The sequence below is a fragment of the Bartonella sp. MR110HLJHH genome, from assembly GCF_042194225.1.
GTDB classification, from domain to species: Bacteria; Pseudomonadota; Alphaproteobacteria; order Rhizobiales; family Rhizobiaceae; genus Bartonella; species Bartonella grahamii.
This window is the reverse complement of sequence record NZ_JBHIMQ010000011.1, coordinates 56,911-75,256: the sequence shown is the minus strand read 5'-3', so window position 1 is coordinate 75,256 and position 18,346 is coordinate 56,911. Positions and strand designations below refer to the sequence as shown.

Genomic DNA, 18,346 nt, shown 5'->3' with positions numbered 1-18,346 from the left:
ATGTTTTATCTCCTTGAATATGCTGGAGATACAATGTCTTTTTGCCAATTATGTTCCAAAAGTGAATAGATATGCGCTAAAAAGGGATAGGAGAGATCTAAAGTTAAGCTCGAGATCATCATAGTGGGGCATTTTCTTTTAAAACTTTTGTTTAAAGCACGTTCATAGAGAGTTTTTGTTGATCATAAAAAAGGGGTGTAAAAACGACAAGGCACGCTATTGGGCTTTATGAGGTCATTGAACAAAATAATATGAACGCTTTTTTTGTTTATATTCCTTCATAAATTTGAGTTTTTGTCTCATGACAATGTCTTGGTCGATAAACATGTGATAAGCGTTACGAATGGAAATATATTTATGTTTCATAAATAAAAGCACACTTTGTATAGAGAGCTCTTTCTTTGTGTTTTCAGTATTGTATTCTTTTGACAAATGCTTTTCTTTTTGATTGTATCAAAAAGTTTAAAGACAGACCGTGTTAGGATATAAAATGTTTTGTTCAGCTTTTTTTAAAAATAGTGAAAAATATGGACCGCTTTGCGTTGGTTTTGATCCGAGTCATAAAGTTTTGCAATCATGGAATTTAAGCTGTGATTATAAAGGTCTAAAAGATTTTTGTGATATCCTCTTAACAGCGGTTGTGGATAAAGTGGGGATGATAAAGCCTCAAGCCGCATTTTTTGAGTTATATGGGGTGGAAGGGCTTCAAATTCTCAAAGAACTTATTGAAAATGCACACGAACAAGGTTTGTTGGTTCTCGTTGATACGAAAAGAGGGGATATTGGCTCTACTGCTGAGGCTTACGGTAAAGCTTGGCTTGGTTCAAGCAGTGCGTTTAAAGCAGATGCCATAACAGTCAATCCTTTTTTAGGATTTGATGCTCTCATTCCTTTAATAAAGATTGCAGAAGAAACAAAAACGGCTGTTTTTATGGTTGTTCAATCTTCGAATCCAGAGGGAAGGCACATTCGCAATGCGCGCATTGGTGATCAAACGGTTTCTGTTCATTTGGCGCAGCGTATTTTTGAATATAATAGCCAATCTTCAAGTCAATATCATCATGTTGGTCCTATTGGGGCAGTGATTGGAGCAACATTGGGCAATGAAGCAAAAGATACAATCGAACAGTTAGAAAATAACTTATTTCTCGTTCCTGGCATTGGGGCTCAAGGGGGAACAATAACACAATTAACTCAGCAGTTTCCTCAAAGGCTATGGCAGAATCTTATTCCTTCCATTTCAAGATCGATTACAGAGGTTGGTCGAAATAGTGTTGATTTAAAAAATGTTATTCATGATTTTGCCGAGCAATCTAAAAACACGCTTCTATCTTAAAGTTTTTTGCTAAGTTATCAAAGAAAAAAAGCTCTTATAAAAGAAGGTGGTTTATCAAATTTTAAGTCAGATACGAATTTCAAGAAGTGTTTTTCTTTATCTAAAGTTAAGAGTTGTTTTTGATCTTTTCAAAAAGTGTTCATATATTTCTTATTTTCTGTTGGGATTGGGAGGACCAAATACGGAAAGCAAAGGTTTGAAAAAAATGCAGAAATCTTGGGAATATATGAAAAATTGCTTCAAGAAAGACGAGATAAAGGAAAAAAATGAAAGAAATACCTGAACAGAGCTAAAGATGAGGCATAAGAGGGTTTGGAGAGTGTATTCGTTTTGGGGACGTTTTAGTTTAAGGGTGATGACTCATCTTACAGGATAAACTCTTTTAGAATATCGCTTTATAAGGATATTGCTTTTGTAAAATAAAGGACTCTAACATGTTATTAAAAGTTTTTAGATTGATAAAGTCATTGCAGCGTTGGTTTCTATGGGATAATGGTTATCCGTGAACACATATTGTTGCTAGAGAATAACATGTCATTGAAACAAGAAAAAACTAAAGCCCGTTTACCCCGTGGTTTTGTGGATCGTACAAGTGCACAGTTGTATGCAACTGAAACAATGATTGCGCAAATTCGTGAAGTTTATGAACTTTACGGTTTTGAAGCACTGGAAACACCAATTTTTGAATATACAGATGTGCTGGGTAAGTTTTTGCCTGATGAAGATCGTCCAAATGCGGGCGTTTTTTCGCTACAAGATGATGATGAGCAATGGATGTCTTTGCGCTATGATCTTACTGCGCCTCTTGCCCGTTATTTTGCAGAGAATTTTGAAGTTTTGCCAAAGCCTTATCGCAGTTATCGTCTTGGTTTTGTGTTTCGCAATGAAAAACCTGGACCAGGGCGCTTTCGGCAATTTATGCAGTTTGATGCGGATATTGTTGGAACACCAACGGTAGCAGCGGATGCCGAAATTTGTATGATGGCAGCAGACAGTTTGGAAAAGTTAGGGTTTCAGCAGCATGATTATGCCATTCGCTTGAATAACCGAAAAATTCTGGAAAGTGTTTTAGAATTGATTGGTTTAGGGGAAAGGGAGCAGATTGAAAGGCGCTTAACTGTGCTTCGAGCAATGGATAAACTGGATAAATTTGGTCCTGAAGGCGTGCGTTTTCTTCTAGGCAAGGGGCGTTTGGATGAAAGTGGTGATTTTACAAAAGGGGCCGAGCTTAAGGATAAAGAGATTGAGTGTATTCTTTCCTTACTGACTGTAAACGCAAAAACAGCAGAAGAAATCCTTGATGCTCTCAGACAAGTCGTTGGTCAGAGTGCTCAGGGGCTTGAAGGGGTTCGCGAGCTTGAGGAAATGCAAGCAATCTTTGTCGCTAATGGTTATCACAATCGCATTAAAATTGATCCTTCGGTGGTTCGTGGATTGGAATATTATACTGGACCTGTTTTTGAGGCGGCATTGCTTTTTGATGTTCTCAATGATGATGGGCAAAAAGTTGTTTTTGGCTCCGTTGGTGGTGGTGGGCGCTATGATGGATTGGTGGCACGCTTTCGTGGTGAAAATATTCCAGCAACAGGTTTTTCAATCGGGGTTTCACGCTTGATTGCTGCTTTGCAAAATCTTGGAAAGTTGCCTATGAAGGAGACAACAGGGCCGGTTGTGGTGTTGATGATGGATAAAGAACCAGAAGCTGTTGCACGCTATCAAAAAATGGTGATGCAGTTGCGTGGTGCGGGAATTCGTGCTGAGCTCTATTTGGGGGCATCGGGGATAAAAGCGCAGATGAAATATGCAGATCGACGTCAAGCGCCTTGTGTGGTGATCCAAGGCTCACAAGAACGTGAGAGCGGAAAAATACAGATTAAAGATTTGATTGAAGGGGCGCGTTTGTCCCACGAAATTAAGGACAATCAAACATGGCGTGAAAGCCGTCCTGCGCAAGTGATGATTGATGAAGAGCAATTGGTTCAAACAGTACAAGATATTTTGGCAGCCCAAAAACGGTAATGATAAAAGTTTTGTGAAAGCGATTGTTGGGAAAAGCTCGAACATTTCCTCTTCAATTTTCAGAATTTGTATTTTACTTGTTTAGATATTCTTAAAATCGCGTTATTTTTTTAAGTTCCTGCGGCATAAAAGCAATTTTTTAAAGATAAAAATGCTTTGTCTTCATTATGAAATGAATGCTTTTGAGCGCGCGAGGTAAGTACCTTGCGTGAAGCAAGATACTGGACACTGAAGCATTTGAGGTTCTTGACGCAATCCTGTTTAGAAAAATTGATGATCAATAACAGAAACCCAATAGTTTATAGAAATATTGATCATTCATATGGATTTAATTTTTGAATTCTCATTTGCTGATATCATATTTCTACTGTTTTATTGTCGGCAGTCTACAATCTCACATCCATGAGAGATGAAAGAAATCTCAAGAGTTTTATTTTAGAAGATTTTTTTAGTTTCAAAAGCAACGAATAACTTAAATCAGACAATTTTTAAAGGGAAAATATGGGAGGAATTATAAGAGATTATAATGACAACCATTTGAAATTATTCATTTATTATAACAAATCAATTTTTTACGGAGAAATGAAAATGGCCCAATATGATTTTACAGTATTATATGAAAGAAATCTCTTTATTTTGAAAAAACCTGAAGATATTGGAAAATCATTTAAACTTCCTCCTTCAAATTTCGGATTTGAAGATCTTCCGCAAATTACGTTTTCAGGAGCGTCCGATAGTCGGCGTATGATTTTTGGGCTATCACTTAGTGGTATGAAAGCATTTTTTGTGATGTTGTGGCAAGTAGGGAAAATGTCAGATGAAGATGATGTGGATTTATGGTTTGATCAGGTAAGATTAGATGAGGATACTCTCAATGAATTTTTGATTTGTGATCTTTCAATTCAAGAACCAGAATATCTTAATTTTGAAAGTTTTAAAGAAGGTATCAAAGAATTAGAAAAGAATAAAATTGTAGCGAAGGGGACAAAAAAATATTGTTATTTCATTAATCCAGATATTTTTGGGCTTCCTGAATGTGATGAAGATTTTGAGTTCGATGAAGAGGAAGAGATAGAAGAGGAAGAAATGAAAACACACTTTATGGTAGAATATCCAAATAAACGCCTTCTTTAACTGTTTCTCTCTTAGAGAAAAATAAAAGCTTAGAATAAATGGCTATGAGAACAGCGATGAGTCTGTTTATGGTATGTGAATTGGAATGTTTACGGGATCTGTTTTTATTTAATATTCTTCATGAACAGTTATTTATGCAGAGCCGTTTTTATGCAATATTTTCTTTCTTGATATTTTTATGAACCTTGCAGTAATGGTGTTCATAGCTCTTGTATTTTAGAGCGTTTATGAGACGTACTTTTACTCTTTTTAATCGTTTATTCATATGCCAACCTTACGTGCTAATAAGCAAGAAAATAGTTTTAAGAGATTCAATATAAGAAGGGATAAAATAAAACAATCTTATGATATTCAGTGCCTCTCATTCGACATGAAAAATTATAAATTATCGTTATAAATCAAATTATTGTTTGACACAAAGTTTTTCTCAATAGGAGAAATTTAGCATTGATCGTGCATATTTCATCGATACGTTAGTCCTTGATTTTTCTGAGAGAGTTTTGTATGAATTTGCGCATTTCGCAATTGCATCCCCATTTTTTGATAGCGTGCAACAGTTTTTAGCTTTTTATTCTTTGAGCACTATAATTGGTTTAGATTTTTTACTGGAAATTTTTCAAGTTTTTTCAAAGCAGTTAAAACGTGAAATACCTATTAAAAAATTATTGCTGGAATATTTTCTCACCAAAAACGCACAACCAACTTACAGTGTTTGTCTTGACAAATAGATGTTTCAAAAAATACAAACGACACAAATTTTCTTTATTAGGGAAATTTGTGTCGTTAAATTTTGTTTAAATAGACGATTTGGGGGCGGAATTAGTTTTTCAAAGCTTTTAGAACATTTTGTGGTGAAGAAACTTCATAAGGATCTGTTGCACAATTATCTGAAAAACCTGCTTCTTCAAACCATTTCTCAACCACACCATCATTAATAACGGCAGCATAGCGCCATGATCGCATGCCAAAACCAACATTGTCTTTTGCAACCAGCATACCCATTTTGCGTGTGAATTCACCAGAGCCATCAGGAATTAATTTCACGTTTTTGATATTTTGTGTTTTTCCCCAAGCATTCATGACAAAAGCATCATTGACGGAAAGACAATAAATTTCATCAATACCCGCTTGTTTAAATTCATCATAGAGTTTTTCAAAGTCAGGCAGCTGAAAAGTTGAGCAAGTAGGGGTAAAAGCTCCAGGAAGAGAAAAAAGAATAACACGCTTTCCTTTAAAGTAAGCATCGCTGTTAACTTCTTGCCACCGATAAGAATTATTTTCACCCACTTCATCGCGGACACGTGTATGGAATGTTACATTGGGAACAGTTTTTTTCATCATAAGGATGCTCCTATATTTTTTACAAAAATTTCGTTTTAAAACAGCTTTTGTCTTTAAAAGCATATCGGAAAGAACGGTTTAAATAAAAGGGATTCTTCAAGAATTTTTACTTCTAACGAGTGTGCAAATATTTCACACTTCCGTCAAGTAGAATTAATGGTCGACTTTGGATACTCTTCACCTTAAAATTAAAGGAAAGAATATGAAGGTATTTACATGACCATCAAGACAGTTTTGACCACGGCTTTCGAGGGGCAAAAACCGGGAACGTCTGGTTTGCGCAAAAAAGTATCTGTTTTTCAACAACCTCATTATGTAGAAAACTTTATACAGTCTCTTTTTGATAACATTGGGCCTCTTGAAGGAAAAATGTTGATTCTTGGGGGGGATGGGCGCACTTTTAATCGTACTCTCCTTCAGATTGTGTTGAAGATGGCAGCGGCGCATAGTGTTTCTTGTGTTAAAATGGGAAGGGGCGGTATTCTTTCTACACCTGCTGTTTCGCATCTTATTCGTAAAACCCATGCTCATGGTGGACTTATTCTTTCTGCAAGCCATAATCCTGGTGGTCCAGAGGGAGATTGTGGTATCAAATACAATGTTTCTAATGGTGGACCCGCTCCTAATTCTTTATGTGATGCTATTTTTGCAACATCGCAACGTCTTTCCTTTTATAAAATTCTTGAAGCACCAGATATTGATTTAGATAGGCAAGGTACGATCTTTATGGGAGCCATGCGGATTGATATTATTAATCCTGTCGCTGATTATGTTGCTTTGATGCAGGAGCTTTTTGATTTTGACTGTATTGCCAAGGCCGTTACTCGAGGTCTTACTTTACGGTTTGATGCCATGCATGCGGTAACAGGGCCTTATGCTCATGAAATTTTTGAAAAATGCTTAGGATTTTCTGAAGGGACGGTGGTTAATGGTATTCCTTTGCCAGATTTTGGAGGCGGTCATCCGGATCCCAATTTGGTTTATGCCAAGGCTCTTTATGATTTATTGATGTCAGAGCAAGGACCAGATCTTGGTGCAGCCTCTGATGGTGATGGAGATCGTAACCTCATTATTGGTCGTCAACAATTTGTCTCGCCTTCAGATTCTTTGGCTATTATGGCTGAACATGCACACCTCATTAAAGGATATCGAAAAGGTGTTGTGGGGATAGCGCGTTCTATGCCGACGGGGCGTGCTGCTGATCTGGTTGCGGAAAAACACGGATTAAACTTTTTTGAAACGCCAACGGGATGGAAGTTTTTTGGAAACCTTTTGGATGCGGGGAAAGTAACCTTTTGTGGTGAAGAAAGCTTTGGAACTGGCTCTCATCACATCCGCGAAAAAGATGGTTTATGGGCTGTCTTATTTTGGTTAAATCTTTTAGCGGTAACAGAAAAAACTGTTGCACAAATTGTTCAACAGCATTGGTACACCTATGGGCGTTTTTACACGTTACGGCATGATTATGAAGAAGTCGAAGCAGATAAAGCTTTGGAACTTATAGAACATTTGCGTACGCACTTACCACATGCAGGAACTGAAATTGCAGGATTTTTCGTCAAAAAAGCAGATGATTTTACATATCATGATCCTGTTGATCAGAGTGTTAGCACGCGGCAAGGTATACGTATTTTTTTCGAAAATGGAGCACGGTTGGTGGTCCGGTTGTCGGGAACAGGGACGCTAGGTGCTACTTTACGACTTTATTTTGAACAGTATGAAAGTGATCCGCGCAAACACAATTTTAATCCGCAAGAAGTTCTCCAACCTTTGCAACAGGTGGCGCTAAAACTGTTAAATATACAACAAGCATTGGGGCGAGATCGCCCTGATATTATCACCTAAGTTCATTGGAATATTTTTTTGTAAAGGTATGATGATTGATCACATGAGGTATGATTTTAGGGGTGTGATTTTATTTGCCATAAGGCAGATCCTCCATTTTCAAGCGCGCTTTGTTTTTTCCTCCTTTACATATCAATCGGATTTCTAAAACTGCGGGCTTCTTAAAACCGAATCCTGTAGGTAATTATAATCCGGCATAATCGGGGAGTTTATGTCCGATGGTTTTTGATGGTTTGATAGCAATGTTTGTTTAATAGGGGAGATGTTCCTTATGCAAAAAAAATATTATCATTGTTGCACATTTCATATGCTTGTTTTAAAGAAGCGTCTCTCTCAAAACACTAAAAACGCATCTTATGCGTGCTGCTTTTGAAAGGGATGAGCGACCATCTATCGAGCAGCACAATTTTACGCTTATGAGAGAGTAAGACCGTACCATCATTCACTTTGCTCGCTTTCAATGTTGGTTCTTATATTTGAAAATATTTAGTATTTTGAATAATCGTTTTACACGCCTCTTCCTACTTGTAGCATGCAAGCAAAAGGCTTTGGTTGATTCAATGTAAAAGGGGGTGAGAGAATCTCAGCTTATTTATCGGCTCTCATTCAATATACAAAACCATTAACTATGATTATAAATCAGTCTGTTCTCTAACATTGTGACTGTTATCTTTACTTAAATAAAAGGTCAAGTTGAGGGCATCATTTTCTTGTTTTTCAGTTTTTAGCTTTTTGAGAGCGTTTTATTTAGAGAGGTTCCTTTTCTAATTGTTTTTTATCCATTCGTTAATTGCATTGCTGATGTATAAGAAAATGATTTTGATTAATTTATTAGAGAGAATGAAGTGAGTAAATTTTATGATATGCGGGGGGCTCATTTAAGTTATATAATGATCAATCATTTTTATAAACTCATATGGTATGTGACGATAGCATTCATGAACACAGTTGGCAGATGAGGGTTGAAACAAAGGAAAATGTTTTTCTAAAATAATGGACAATAAGCACTTCTTGCTTTATGACCAGTCATAGTGAATGATTTTTTTTTAAAAGGGGAATTTATGACCCAATATCCTAAATGTCCTCGTTGTGATTGTCTTTATACTTATGAAGATGGTGAAAATTTTGTGTGTCCTGAATGCGCACATGAATGGCCACAAAAAAACGATGATACTGTTCTTTCCGATACTGTTTATGATGCCAATGGTCAGATTTTAACAAACGGAGATACCGTTATGGTGATAAAAGATCTGAAAGTAAAAGGCGCTTCATCTGTTTTAAAAGGTGGTACTAAGGTAAAGAATATTCGCTTGGTGGATGGGGATCATAACATTGATTGCAAAATTCCTGGGATTGGTCAGATGAGTTTAAAGTCGGAGTTTGTGAAAAAAGTTTAGGCATTTATCCCCTTGCAATTGTTTTTGCATTTGTTGGTTTTTTATTTTTACATTCTTCTCGAATGGGATTCTTTTCTTGTTCCACAGATTACACCAATCAGATAGAGGCAATATATTTTCCTTTATTGTAAAGCCATGTATCGCAGAGGAATAGTGACTCTGTCTTTTCTTTTAATACGCGGTTATGGGTGAAGTTGGATGTTGACTTACATGCGACAGTAAAAGTATGTGCTTTATGAGAAGAACAACGCGGTAAAGCAGACAAACTTATTCCTGATGAATTGAAGAAATATTCTCATTTTTTATCAGATAATTTCTCAAACAATCATAATAGATCTAACTTCAATGTATTTATTTTTACAGGTAGTTACACCGTTTGCGTCATATTTATGGAAATGAGATTGAAAATGATAGAGGGGAAACTCTTGATTTTAAGAATAGAAAAAGGACGGTATGATCTTGATAAGGTCGTACGGTTATGCATTTTCCAGCTCTTAGTGTTGCAACAGTCCCTTATAAAAAGTGTGTATAAGAGCTATTAAAAATAGTTTTTGTTATTATCCAGTTTGTGCTGTGTAAGCGGACAATTTTGATTGATACAATAAAAACAGAATTGAAATAAGAAGAATGTCAGAATTCTCATTCAAGTTGCAAAATGTGATCTGTGTCGATTGGCTGCTACAAGAAGTATTTTGCGTGATTTTATCGCTGGGAGAACTGAGAAAGATGGAGCAAATGGGCACTCTATCTTACAATGTTTTCTTTTTTGGGTTTTCTTTTTTGTAACGGGTCGTGGTTTCTTGGTTAAAATTACATGACAAGATTATGAAACAAAATAAATTTAAAGTGCACATCCATGCATTGTACTTCTGTGTACGGATTGGTTTGTTGAAACAACCTATGCTTCTTAAAAGGGGCTTTGAAATCTTTTTAAGGCATATGTGGAGGTGAAATATGAGTGAAGGTATCATTATTAGACAGATTTTTTTAACAGTACTGTATTTTTATGGCTGCATAGCTTACTTTTAAAATTTCAGGAATAAAATGACGCAAGATTTTTGCACTCCATGTTTGAGCGCTGTTGAAGAGGGGCAATCGCTGTGGTTATTTTACCTATTGAGGCCAATATTTATTGTGGCATGGCTTCAACGCCTAAAACTTCAGGGATAAAATGGCGTAAAAGATTTTCAATACCATGTTTGAGGGTTGCCGTTGAAGAGGGACATCCAGCGCAGGAGCCCCGCATATTGAGATAAACAATACCATTTTCAAATCCGCGAAAAGTAATGTCTCCACCATCATTGGCAACTGCTGGGCGGATACGCGTTTCAAGCAGCTCTTTAATGGTTAAGACAATATCAGCATCTTTTTCGTCATAAAATTCTTCGTTAAGGGCATGGGTTTGTGCTTGTGTTGTAGCGTTGGTGGTGATCACTGGCTCATTGGATAGAAAATGTTCCATGATTGTGCCTAAAATGACGGGCTTGAGATGTTGCCATTCTCCTTCTTTTTTGCTTACGGTGATAAAATCATAGCCTAAAAAAACACCATTGATATTGGGAATATTAAACAGCTTAGCTGCCAAAGGTGAGTTTTTAGCTGCTTCTTCAGGGTCACGAAATTCTAATACGCCCTCAGAAAGAACCACGCGTCCTGGCAGGAATTTAAGCGTTGCAGGGTTTGGGGTGGTTTCAGTTTGAATAAACATAAACTCTCCTTTTATAATGAAGGATTGGGAAGATCTTACATTGTAGAATATTATATTTTTTAGGCAATAGATCTAATATCTTCATCGGCAAGATTGCTAGGAATAACAATGACAGGGATTGAAAAAGCTGTCCCTTTATTTCCGATTAATTGAACAAGGGGTCCTGGTCCTTCTGTATGTCCACTGGCTGCTAAAACAATTAGTGCAATCCTTTTATCTTCGTCGATCAGTTTGGAAATCTCATCAATTTTTTTTCCTTCACGCACCACTATTTCTGTTTCAAGCGCATGGGTGGTGCGGACTTCACTGGCAATGTCTCCTAATATTTTATGAGCACTTTGCGTTGATTCTGTGCGCATAACGTTGTTTACACCCAGAAAATGTTGAAATTCTGCACTATCAACGACACAAAGTAATACCAATGTTCTATTGGTATTTTGGGCATGCTGTGCGGCAAACGCAACGGCACGCCGACACTCTGGTGTTTCATCGATAATGACTAAGTTCTTTTTCTTGGGTTCTTTTTTCGGATTTTTGGGTTTGGAAATCATGCACTTTCTCTATATTTGTACAAACGATTTTTTTGCTCTCTACAGTTTTTAGTTTTATTACCTTTATGTATCGTGCAAAAATCCAATAATTTCACGAATTTTCTTCATATTTTCTTCTGCGAGCATACTAGCACGTTTAGCGCCATCATGCAAAACAGAGTCGATATAATCACTTTCTTGATGAAGTCGACGTAATTCTTCTGTTATAGGGGCAAGCTTATAGACAGCAAGGTCGGCTAGAGCGGTTTTAAAATGCGAAAATTGTTGACCAGAAAATTCTAAAAGAATCTTTTCTTTGCTAACTTTGGCAAAGGCGGCATAAATACCAAGCAGGTTATCCACTTCTGGTCGTTCTTTTAAAGCGGTAAGGGTATCGGGAAGAGGAGCCGAATCCGTTTTGGCTTTGCGTATTTTTTTTGCGATAAGATCAGCATCATCGGTCAAATTAATGCGTGAAAAATCTGAAGGATCTGATTTTGACATTTTTTTCGTCCCATCGCGCAAAGACATAACGCGTGTGGCTGTTGTTCCAATAAGCGCCTCTGGGAGGGGAAAGAAGCCTTGTTTTTTTTCTTCATCCGTTTGCATAGAGATACCAAAATTTAATTCGGCAATACGCTGTGCATAGTCGTTGTTAAACTTTTGTGCAATATCGCGTGTGAGTTCAACATGCTGTTTTTGATCTTCGCCTACTGGAACATGCGTTGCACGATAGACTAAAATATCAGCAGCCATCAAAGTGGGATAGGCAAAAAGCCCTAGAGATGCTTTTTCGCGATCTTTTCCTGCTTTATCTTTAAATTGTGTCATGCGTTGAAGCCAGCCGATACGGGCAACACAATTAAAAATCCAGGCAAGTTCAGCATGTTGAAAAACACGTGATTGGTTAAAAATAATGTGTTGTTGAGGATCAATACCGCAGGCTAAAAAGGCTGCTGTCACTGTTCTGGTGGATTCGCGTAAAGTAAGGGGATCTGGGTTGACCGTGAGCGCATGCATATCCACAACACAGTAGAGGCAGTGATGAGAGTTTTGCAATTCAACCCAACGCTGAATGGCTCCAAGATAATTGCCAAGATGTAAATGACCACTCGGTTGTACGCCGGAAAAGACAAGTGGTGTGAAGGTATCCATAGGAGTGCTCTTTCTTCAATTAAGGTTATTTGTTTTATTGTTTTTGACAAAGTATAGATATTATGAGCGTTTTTTCAAATTTTTAAGCATGTGAAAAAAGGAATGGGTGTTGAATAAAAAATAGGCACTAAAATAGATCAAGAATATGCCAAGCATGATCCCAGCTAAGGTGCTGGCGCGCAAGAAAAAGGATGCTTGTGAGGATAAAGGAAAAGACAAAAAACCAAACACATTCAATCCGTAATAGAGGGCTAGTGCACTCAAAAGGGTTGCTATCATGAGACATAATATTTGCTTTATCAGTTGGAAGTCGTATTTCCAATAACCGCGTTTGATAAGGACACCCCAAAGCAACAGGGCGTTGACCCATCCAGAGGTAATTTCAGCAATAACAATGCCTCGTGCAGATAGAATAGGAAATAATGTTAAGGCGAGACTGATATTGATGAAAACGCAAATACCTGTAAAAATCATCGGTGTTTTGGTATCTTCATGGGCAAAAAAATTAGGAATAAAGACCTTAATGAGAACAAAAGCTGGAAGTCCTAATCCATAAAGTTCCAGTAATTGTGCAACATGGTGTGTTGATTGACTGGTAAATTGTCCTCGCTCAAAGAGCAAACTGACAATGGGAGTGGAGAGCAGTAAAAAAGCGATGGATGCTGGAAGTGTTAACAATAGCGTTAATTCAATAGAGCGGTTTTGTAAATGGTGGGTTTCTTTGTGCTTTTTGCTTCGCAAAGCGCGTGTTAATTCTGGTAAAAGAACGGTTGCAACGGCAATGGCGATTACACCTAGAGGCAATTGGTAAAGACGATCAGCGTACATCAAAGAAGAGACAGCACCCGATTGACTAGAAGCAATGTTGGTATTAATGAGCAAATTGATTTGTGTGATGCCACCCGTGATGGCTGCTGGGAATGCTAAAGTTAATAGTTTGCGAACATTAGGACTTAAATGGGGTTGGCGGAAGGAAATTTTCATTCCACTTTGACGCAAAGCAAGGGCAATTAAGGTGAGTTGAAGAAGTCCTGCTGCCAATACACCCCAAGAGAGATTTAAGCCGATATGCCAAGCGTCAAGTTTATAGATCCAAGCATAGGCAAGCACACCAATCAGAATAATGTTTAAAAAGAGTGGGGCAATGGCGGCAATAAAATAGCGTCGCAGAGCATTAAGCATGCCCCCCATCATGGCAGCAAGCGACATGCAGGTTAAATAGGGAAACATGATCGCAGTAAAGTGAATTGTAGCGTTAAATTTTGTTGCATCTTCGGTAAAACCTGGGGCAATAATGGTTCGTACCAAAAAAGGCATACTCAGTTCCATCGCAATCGTTAACAGTAAGAGCATCGAAAAGAGAACGCCAAAGACTTCTTCTGCAAATTTGCATGCTGTTTCTTGACCATCTTCAGTAATTTTTTTTGCAAAAAGAGGAATGAAAGCAGCGTTAAAGGCACCTTCAGCAAAAAAACGACGAAATGTGTTGGGAAAACGAAAAGCAGCGTTAAAGGCATCAGAAACAGGACCAGTCCCTAGGGCTGCTGCCATAAGCATTTCGCGTACGAAGCCAAAAATACGGCTCATGAGGGTTCCGGAAGCAACTGTTGCAATTTTTTTAATCAATGTCATAAAGATATATCGGGTTCGTTGTAAAAGAGAAGCGATGATAGGAGAAATAAACCGTTTTAAATCGTAAAAATCTGATCTGTATCCCAATCAAGGATACTTTTTGTAAGCGTTTTACGACGGTGTTTATCTTTCTGTCAACAATGGTGCTTGAAGACTTTTTTATGCTCCTTGTTTACTGTTGCATTACAATTTTTATTGTTGCCATAAAATAATTAAAATTTCTTTTTCAAACTGAAATATGGGAGCGACATCATGACAGTTTGAAGGGACATATAGGGATATATAATGTTAATTTCTCTTTATGGTGTGATGTCGTGAATAGTGCACCCCAATACCGTTCTGTTTTTATGTAAGGGGCATGACCCTATTAAAGAACGCAAATAAAATAAAAGCGTGAAGCAATGTACAATCTCCATTATCTATCCATTATTTAAAAGACAGTGCTTTAGATGTTTTTAAAAGTTGTAAGGCTAAGCTAAAAGGTGATGGCAAAGCTCGTGATTGCTTTTTACCTTTACGGCTTTATATTCTCTCAAAATTAGGCTGCCTTCCCATTTTAGAGATTACATAAACAAAAGGATAGGAAGACGTGATCTTTCAACAGCATTTTGTCTGTTTTTAGCACTATAGGTAATGAAAGTGATTAATTATCATTTTCAAAAATGATTGATCCTTTCATTTTACTTGTTCAGGTTTCTTTTCATAGTTAATGAGGATAAAATCTGAGGAAATAAGATAAATTTGTTCTCTCATGGTTTCCATTCCCGTTGAGGTGCGATTGATTTGCCAATGAAAGCAGGCGGGTAAAGGCTATCATTTTTACCAGAGAGGGCAAAAAGTTAAAGTTTATGAATCCTTTAGATATTCATTGTCATGGCTTTTGCGTGCTCTGTTTTGTGAGGTTGAATATTTTCTTGTCTTTTAGAACTCTGATTGACGTTTTCTGTCATTTTTTGCACTTTAATTGCTTCTTTATCAAGAGTGTTGGAACATTTTTTTTCATTGTTTGTCTTTATAGATTGATGCTGGATAGATTGATACTGGTTTGGTGCTAAGCACTCATCGAATTTATGGTTATAAAAATACATGGGGTGTATATGCTGTTCTATCTCTTTTATCTGCTTGACTATTTCCATAATTTCTTTTGCTTTAACGGTTGATGTGCCAAGACACTTCGCAAGTTTTTCAGGATTATTTTCCTTTATAGCTTCATGCTCGCTTGAGGATAAGCGCTCATTGATTTTTTTGATATAAGTCCTTATCTCCCCCCTTAATTCAGGAGAGTTTGATAAAGTTTCTTGCTGTTGTGCTTTTGACAAGGAAAAGAGATTTTTCATCCAAGCCTCAGGAATTTTTACCGACTGTTCACACCGCCTTTGTTTTACATGATGGGTATGGAGAATGTCTCTTTCTGTTTGTTTAAAAATATTGATATAACGATCAATGGCTCTACAGAGGGGCAAAATATTTGCTTCAGCATGGGCGCGCGCGTTGTTTTTTATGCCAAATACATTGCTACCAGAAAGCTTAGAAATAGATTGGGGAGAGGTGGCAATTTGATAGGTGAGCTGTTCTCCTTCAGTATGATTTTCATGGATCATTTCTATTCTTTTCTGCAAAATATGACGATTGCCATAAATGATTTGGCACAAAGTTTCGATTTCTTTTCTTCTTACTTGAATGGATGCGTTGTTTTTTATCCTTGTGGCAATTTCATTGTTGGTAAGGGGGGCTATTGTTTCTGCGGGGATAAGCACTTCTTGCTGGTTTTGAACTTTTGGTGCTGTAAAGGAGAGGGCGTCACCGATTTTTAATGTCTGTATTTGCTCTGGAGTGAGATCTTTTTTATTTCCTAAGATGAAAATCCCGTTGGCATCAAGCATGAAGCCATTGGGTCCACTGCCTCTGTAGAAGCCTTTATAGGTATGACCTTCTTTCGCTGTTATAATAAGATGATGATGAATATTTTCAAATCCAATATGTTTCATATTGTCTATGAATTCTTTTAAAATAAGTATTTTTTCTGGATTTGAGATATCCTCAAGAAGATGTTTCATCTCTTCCTTATCGTTATGTTTTAGCGATGCAATGCTGGCAAGATTCATGCGTTTTTCTGTTACAAGAGAAAAGTCGAGTGTGTGGCCAGCAACTTGCCCAAGTTTTTCAAAAAACATTCGTTGTGTGCGTCCATTACCTTCTCTGAAGGGATGCGTATAGTTGAGCTGGATCAACATTTCAGTGACATGTTCAATAAATGTTTCGCGGGTTAAGCCTTTTAAACTATTCGTTTCAGAAAGTATTTTATCTAAATTTTCTAGTCCCTCTTGTATCTGTTTTGCTGAGGCAAAAGAAATACCAGCTTTTTTCATCATTGGCATATAAGCAACGGTACCATCTTCAAATGTAAATGGTTTTTCGCGTGTTTGTCCGGCCCATTCAAAAGTATTTTTAAATAGGGTGTGATGAATATATTGGAGATATGTGGAAGTTAGTTTTTGCGGTGGCGCTTCTTGGCGTAGATGAATGATTGCTTTTGTTGTATCATGGGCACATTGCACTTTTAATTTTTTATAGTCTTTTATTCCATATTTATTTTTTAAGGTGATACTATTAGGGCAAAAGAAATTACGGTACATTGTCTTATTTTCTTCGGTTTCAGGCGATGAGGATAATTTCTCCTGTAAGGTGAGAGGGACGCTGTCCGTCTTTTTTGTACCAGTGTCCCAGTATGCCATTGCTTTTTTTGGGGGTTGTTTTGTTCTTTCTTGATGATCAGAGCGTTTTTCCTTTGTCGTTTGGACAGATATTGGATCATTTGTCGCTGTATTGCTGGTCTGTAAAATGTTTTTTTGGAAATCTTTTTGTGTTTTCCTCATGGAGGAAGCAGATTGCGCAATTGGTTTGGCCATTTGTTCTTGTTCTTGCAAACTTTGAGGCATACCTTCAATGCTGTCATGTAAAGCATGAGGGGTAATCCATGGTGAAAAAAGGGCGTTTTCTTTTTTCTTTGTTTGAATGGATGCGTTATCTTTGCTCTTTTCAGTTATTTCATCGCTTGTGAGAACGGCTCTTTTTTTTTCTGGAAGCAATGTTTTTCGCTGAGTTTTTTCTGGGTTTTGAGTTTTGGGCGCTGTAAAGGAGAGGGCGTCACCGATTTTTAATGTCTGTATTTGCTCTGGGGTGAGATCTTTTTTATTTCCCAAGATGAAAATCCCGTTGGCATCAAGCATGAAGCCATTGGGTCCACTGCCTCTGTAGGTACCATGATAGGTTTCTCCTTCTTTTGCGACGACAGCGAGATAATAATTTTTTTCATCCAATCCAAGCTCTCTCATAGAGTTGGTAAATTCTTGTAAAATGAGCAATTTTTCTGGATTTGAGATATCCTCAAGCAGATGCTTCATAGGTTCTGGATCGCTATGTTCCATGGCAGCGGCGCGGACAAAGTCTTTACGTTTTTTGCTCACAAGAGAAAAGTCTAACTTATGTCCTGCTGCTTGAGCGAGTTTTTCAACAAACAGTCTCTTTGTGCGCCTATTGCCCTCTCTGAAAGGATGCATGTGGTGCAAATCTATCATTATTCCAGCTGCTTGTTCAACGAATTCTTCGCGAGTTAAGCCTTGTAAATTATTCTTTTCAGCAAGTGTTTTATCTAACTTTTCTAGTCCCTCCTGTATTTTTCTGCCAATCGCAAAAGGTTTTGTAAATTCTTTTCTTTTCAAAATGGGCATAGAAGCAACACTACCATCTTCAAATGTAAAAGGTTCTTCGCGTGTTTGTCCGGCCCATTCAAATGCACGGGAAAAGAGGTGTTGATGAAGATATTTTAGATAGGAGGAATTAAGCTGCTCAGGTAGAGGTTCTTGACGCAGTTTTATCATTTCTTTTTTTACATCATCACAACATTGTTCCTTTAATATTTCTTGCTCTTTGATGCGGTATTTATTTTTAAGCACTTTGCTATTGGGATAAAAGAAATTTTGCGATGCTTTATTGATTTGCTTAGAAATGGCTGCACTAATTGCAGGGTGTTGTTCTTGCAATTCTTCTTGTGTGGAAGAGGCATAATGTTTAGTGTTTTCTTTCATGTATATTTCCTTTCAAATGTTAACATTATTTTTTGAAAGCTTTTTTTACATTTTTTGCCTTTAATTATTTTCATTGCGTTTTCTTCAAAGAAGAATGCCCATTTGAATGCTTGAAAAAATTGACCTTATTCGCATGGAACAAAGTTAAAGTTTGTAATTTT

At 37.2% G+C, this 18,346-nt stretch carries 11 protein-coding genes; 5 read left to right on the top strand and 6 right to left on the bottom strand.

The genetic code is table 11. The features are described from left to right. Window positions 1-490: 490 nt before the first annotated feature. From pyrF to ACFIKB_RS07310, 3 genes are all read left to right on the top strand, one after another. A complete protein-coding gene (gene pyrF, locus ACFIKB_RS07320; RefSeq protein ID WP_375644922.1) occupies window positions 491-1,336 on the top strand; it encodes an orotidine-5'-phosphate decarboxylase in 846 nt (281 codons plus the stop codon). A 531-nt stretch (window positions 1,337-1,867) separates the two neighbouring features. Next, window positions 1,868-3,355, top strand: coding sequence for a histidine--tRNA ligase (gene hisS, locus ACFIKB_RS07315; protein WP_375644923.1), 1,488 nt, complete (start codon window positions 1,868-1,870; stop codon window positions 3,353-3,355). Window positions 3,356-3,856: 501 nt separating this feature from the next. Further along, window positions 3,857-4,489 carry a replication protein gene (locus ACFIKB_RS07310; RefSeq protein WP_375653173.1) on the top strand — a complete coding sequence of 211 codons (633 nt, stop codon included), beginning with the start codon at window positions 3,857-3,859 and terminating at the stop codon, window positions 4,487-4,489. An 819-nt stretch (window positions 4,490-5,308) separates the two neighbouring features. On the opposite strand, the gene ACFIKB_RS07305 is transcribed toward ACFIKB_RS07310, so the two are convergent. Further along, window positions 5,309-5,830: a peroxiredoxin gene (locus tag ACFIKB_RS07305; RefSeq protein WP_375644925.1), complete on the bottom strand. Its 522-nt coding sequence runs from the start codon at window positions 5,828-5,830 to the stop codon at window positions 5,309-5,311. A gap of 216 nt (window positions 5,831-6,046) precedes the next feature. On the opposite strand from ACFIKB_RS07305, the gene ACFIKB_RS07300 reads away from it, so the two are divergent. Together ACFIKB_RS07300 and ACFIKB_RS07295 are read left to right on the top strand one after the other, a co-directional pair. Next, window positions 6,047-7,675, top strand: coding sequence for an alpha-D-glucose phosphate-specific phosphoglucomutase (locus tag ACFIKB_RS07300; RefSeq protein WP_375653171.1), 1,629 nt, complete (start codon window positions 6,047-6,049; stop codon window positions 7,673-7,675). A 1,061-nt stretch (window positions 7,676-8,736) separates the two neighbouring features. Next, window positions 8,737-9,072 (top strand): zinc ribbon domain-containing protein YjdM, encoded by a 336-nt coding sequence (locus ACFIKB_RS07295; protein WP_015856728.1) that lies wholly within the window; start codon window positions 8,737-8,739, stop codon window positions 9,070-9,072. Window positions 9,073-10,201: 1,129 nt separating this feature from the next. On the opposite strand, the gene ACFIKB_RS07290 is transcribed toward ACFIKB_RS07295, so the two are convergent. The 5 genes from ACFIKB_RS07290 to ACFIKB_RS07270 all read right to left on the bottom strand — a co-directional run bounded on the left by ACFIKB_RS07290 (window position 10,202) and on the right by ACFIKB_RS07270 (window position 18,185). After that, window positions 10,202-10,780 (bottom strand): NifU family protein, encoded by a 579-nt coding sequence (locus tag ACFIKB_RS07290; RefSeq protein ID WP_273723704.1) that lies wholly within the window; start codon window positions 10,778-10,780, stop codon window positions 10,202-10,204. 59 nt (window positions 10,781-10,839) lie between these two features. Beyond that, window positions 10,840-11,331, bottom strand: a complete 492-nt coding sequence (locus tag ACFIKB_RS07285; RefSeq protein ID WP_015856726.1) for a universal stress protein — start codon at window positions 11,329-11,331, stop codon at window positions 10,840-10,842. Window positions 11,332-11,394: 63 nt separating this feature from the next. After that, window positions 11,395-12,465: a tryptophan--tRNA ligase gene (gene trpS, locus ACFIKB_RS07280; protein WP_375636354.1), complete on the bottom strand. Its 1,071-nt coding sequence runs from the start codon at window positions 12,463-12,465 to the stop codon at window positions 11,395-11,397. A gap of 60 nt (window positions 12,466-12,525) precedes the next feature. Continuing rightward, window positions 12,526-14,097, bottom strand: a complete 1,572-nt coding sequence (gene murJ, locus ACFIKB_RS07275) for a murein biosynthesis integral membrane protein MurJ (protein WP_375636419.1) — start codon at window positions 14,095-14,097, stop codon at window positions 12,526-12,528. A gap of 857 nt (window positions 14,098-14,954) precedes the next feature. Next, the gene (locus ACFIKB_RS07270; RefSeq protein ID WP_375653170.1) at window positions 14,955-18,185 is read right to left on the bottom strand and encodes a BID domain-containing T4SS effector; all 3,231 of its coding nucleotides are present in this window, start codon (window positions 18,183-18,185) and stop codon (window positions 14,955-14,957) included. Window positions 18,186-18,346: the final 161 nt, after the last annotated feature.

Excerpts from the sequence above, each read along its gene's own strand:
- pyrF (WP_375644922.1), top strand. The coding sequence starts at position 491 with ATGTTTTGTTCAGCTTTTTTTAAAAATAGTGAAAAATATGGACCGCTT.
- ACFIKB_RS07305 (WP_375644925.1), bottom strand. The coding sequence starts at position 5,830 with ATGATGAAAAAAACTGTTCCCAATGTAACATTCCATACACGTGTCCGC.
- ACFIKB_RS07270 (WP_375653170.1), bottom strand. The coding sequence starts at position 18,185 with ATGAAAGAAAACACTAAACATTATGCCTCTTCCACACAAGAAGAATTG.
- ACFIKB_RS07285 (WP_015856726.1), bottom strand. The coding sequence starts at position 11,331 with ATGATTTCCAAACCCAAAAATCCGAAAAAAGAACCCAAGAAAAAGAAC.
- hisS (WP_375644923.1), top strand. The coding sequence starts at position 1,868 with ATGTCATTGAAACAAGAAAAAACTAAAGCCCGTTTACCCCGTGGTTTT.
- ACFIKB_RS07290 (WP_273723704.1), bottom strand. The coding sequence starts at position 10,780 with ATGTTTATTCAAACTGAAACCACCCCAAACCCTGCAACGCTTAAATTC.
- ACFIKB_RS07295 (WP_015856728.1), top strand. The coding sequence starts at position 8,737 with ATGACCCAATATCCTAAATGTCCTCGTTGTGATTGTCTTTATACTTAT.
- ACFIKB_RS07310 (WP_375653173.1), top strand. The coding sequence starts at position 3,857 with ATGGGAGGAATTATAAGAGATTATAATGACAACCATTTGAAATTATTC.
- ACFIKB_RS07300 (WP_375653171.1), top strand. The coding sequence starts at position 6,047 with ATGACCATCAAGACAGTTTTGACCACGGCTTTCGAGGGGCAAAAACCG.
- trpS (WP_375636354.1), bottom strand. The coding sequence starts at position 12,465 with ATGGATACCTTCACACCACTTGTCTTTTCCGGCGTACAACCGAGTGGT.
- murJ (WP_375636419.1), bottom strand. The coding sequence starts at position 14,097 with ATGACATTGATTAAAAAAATTGCAACAGTTGCTTCCGGAACCCTCATG.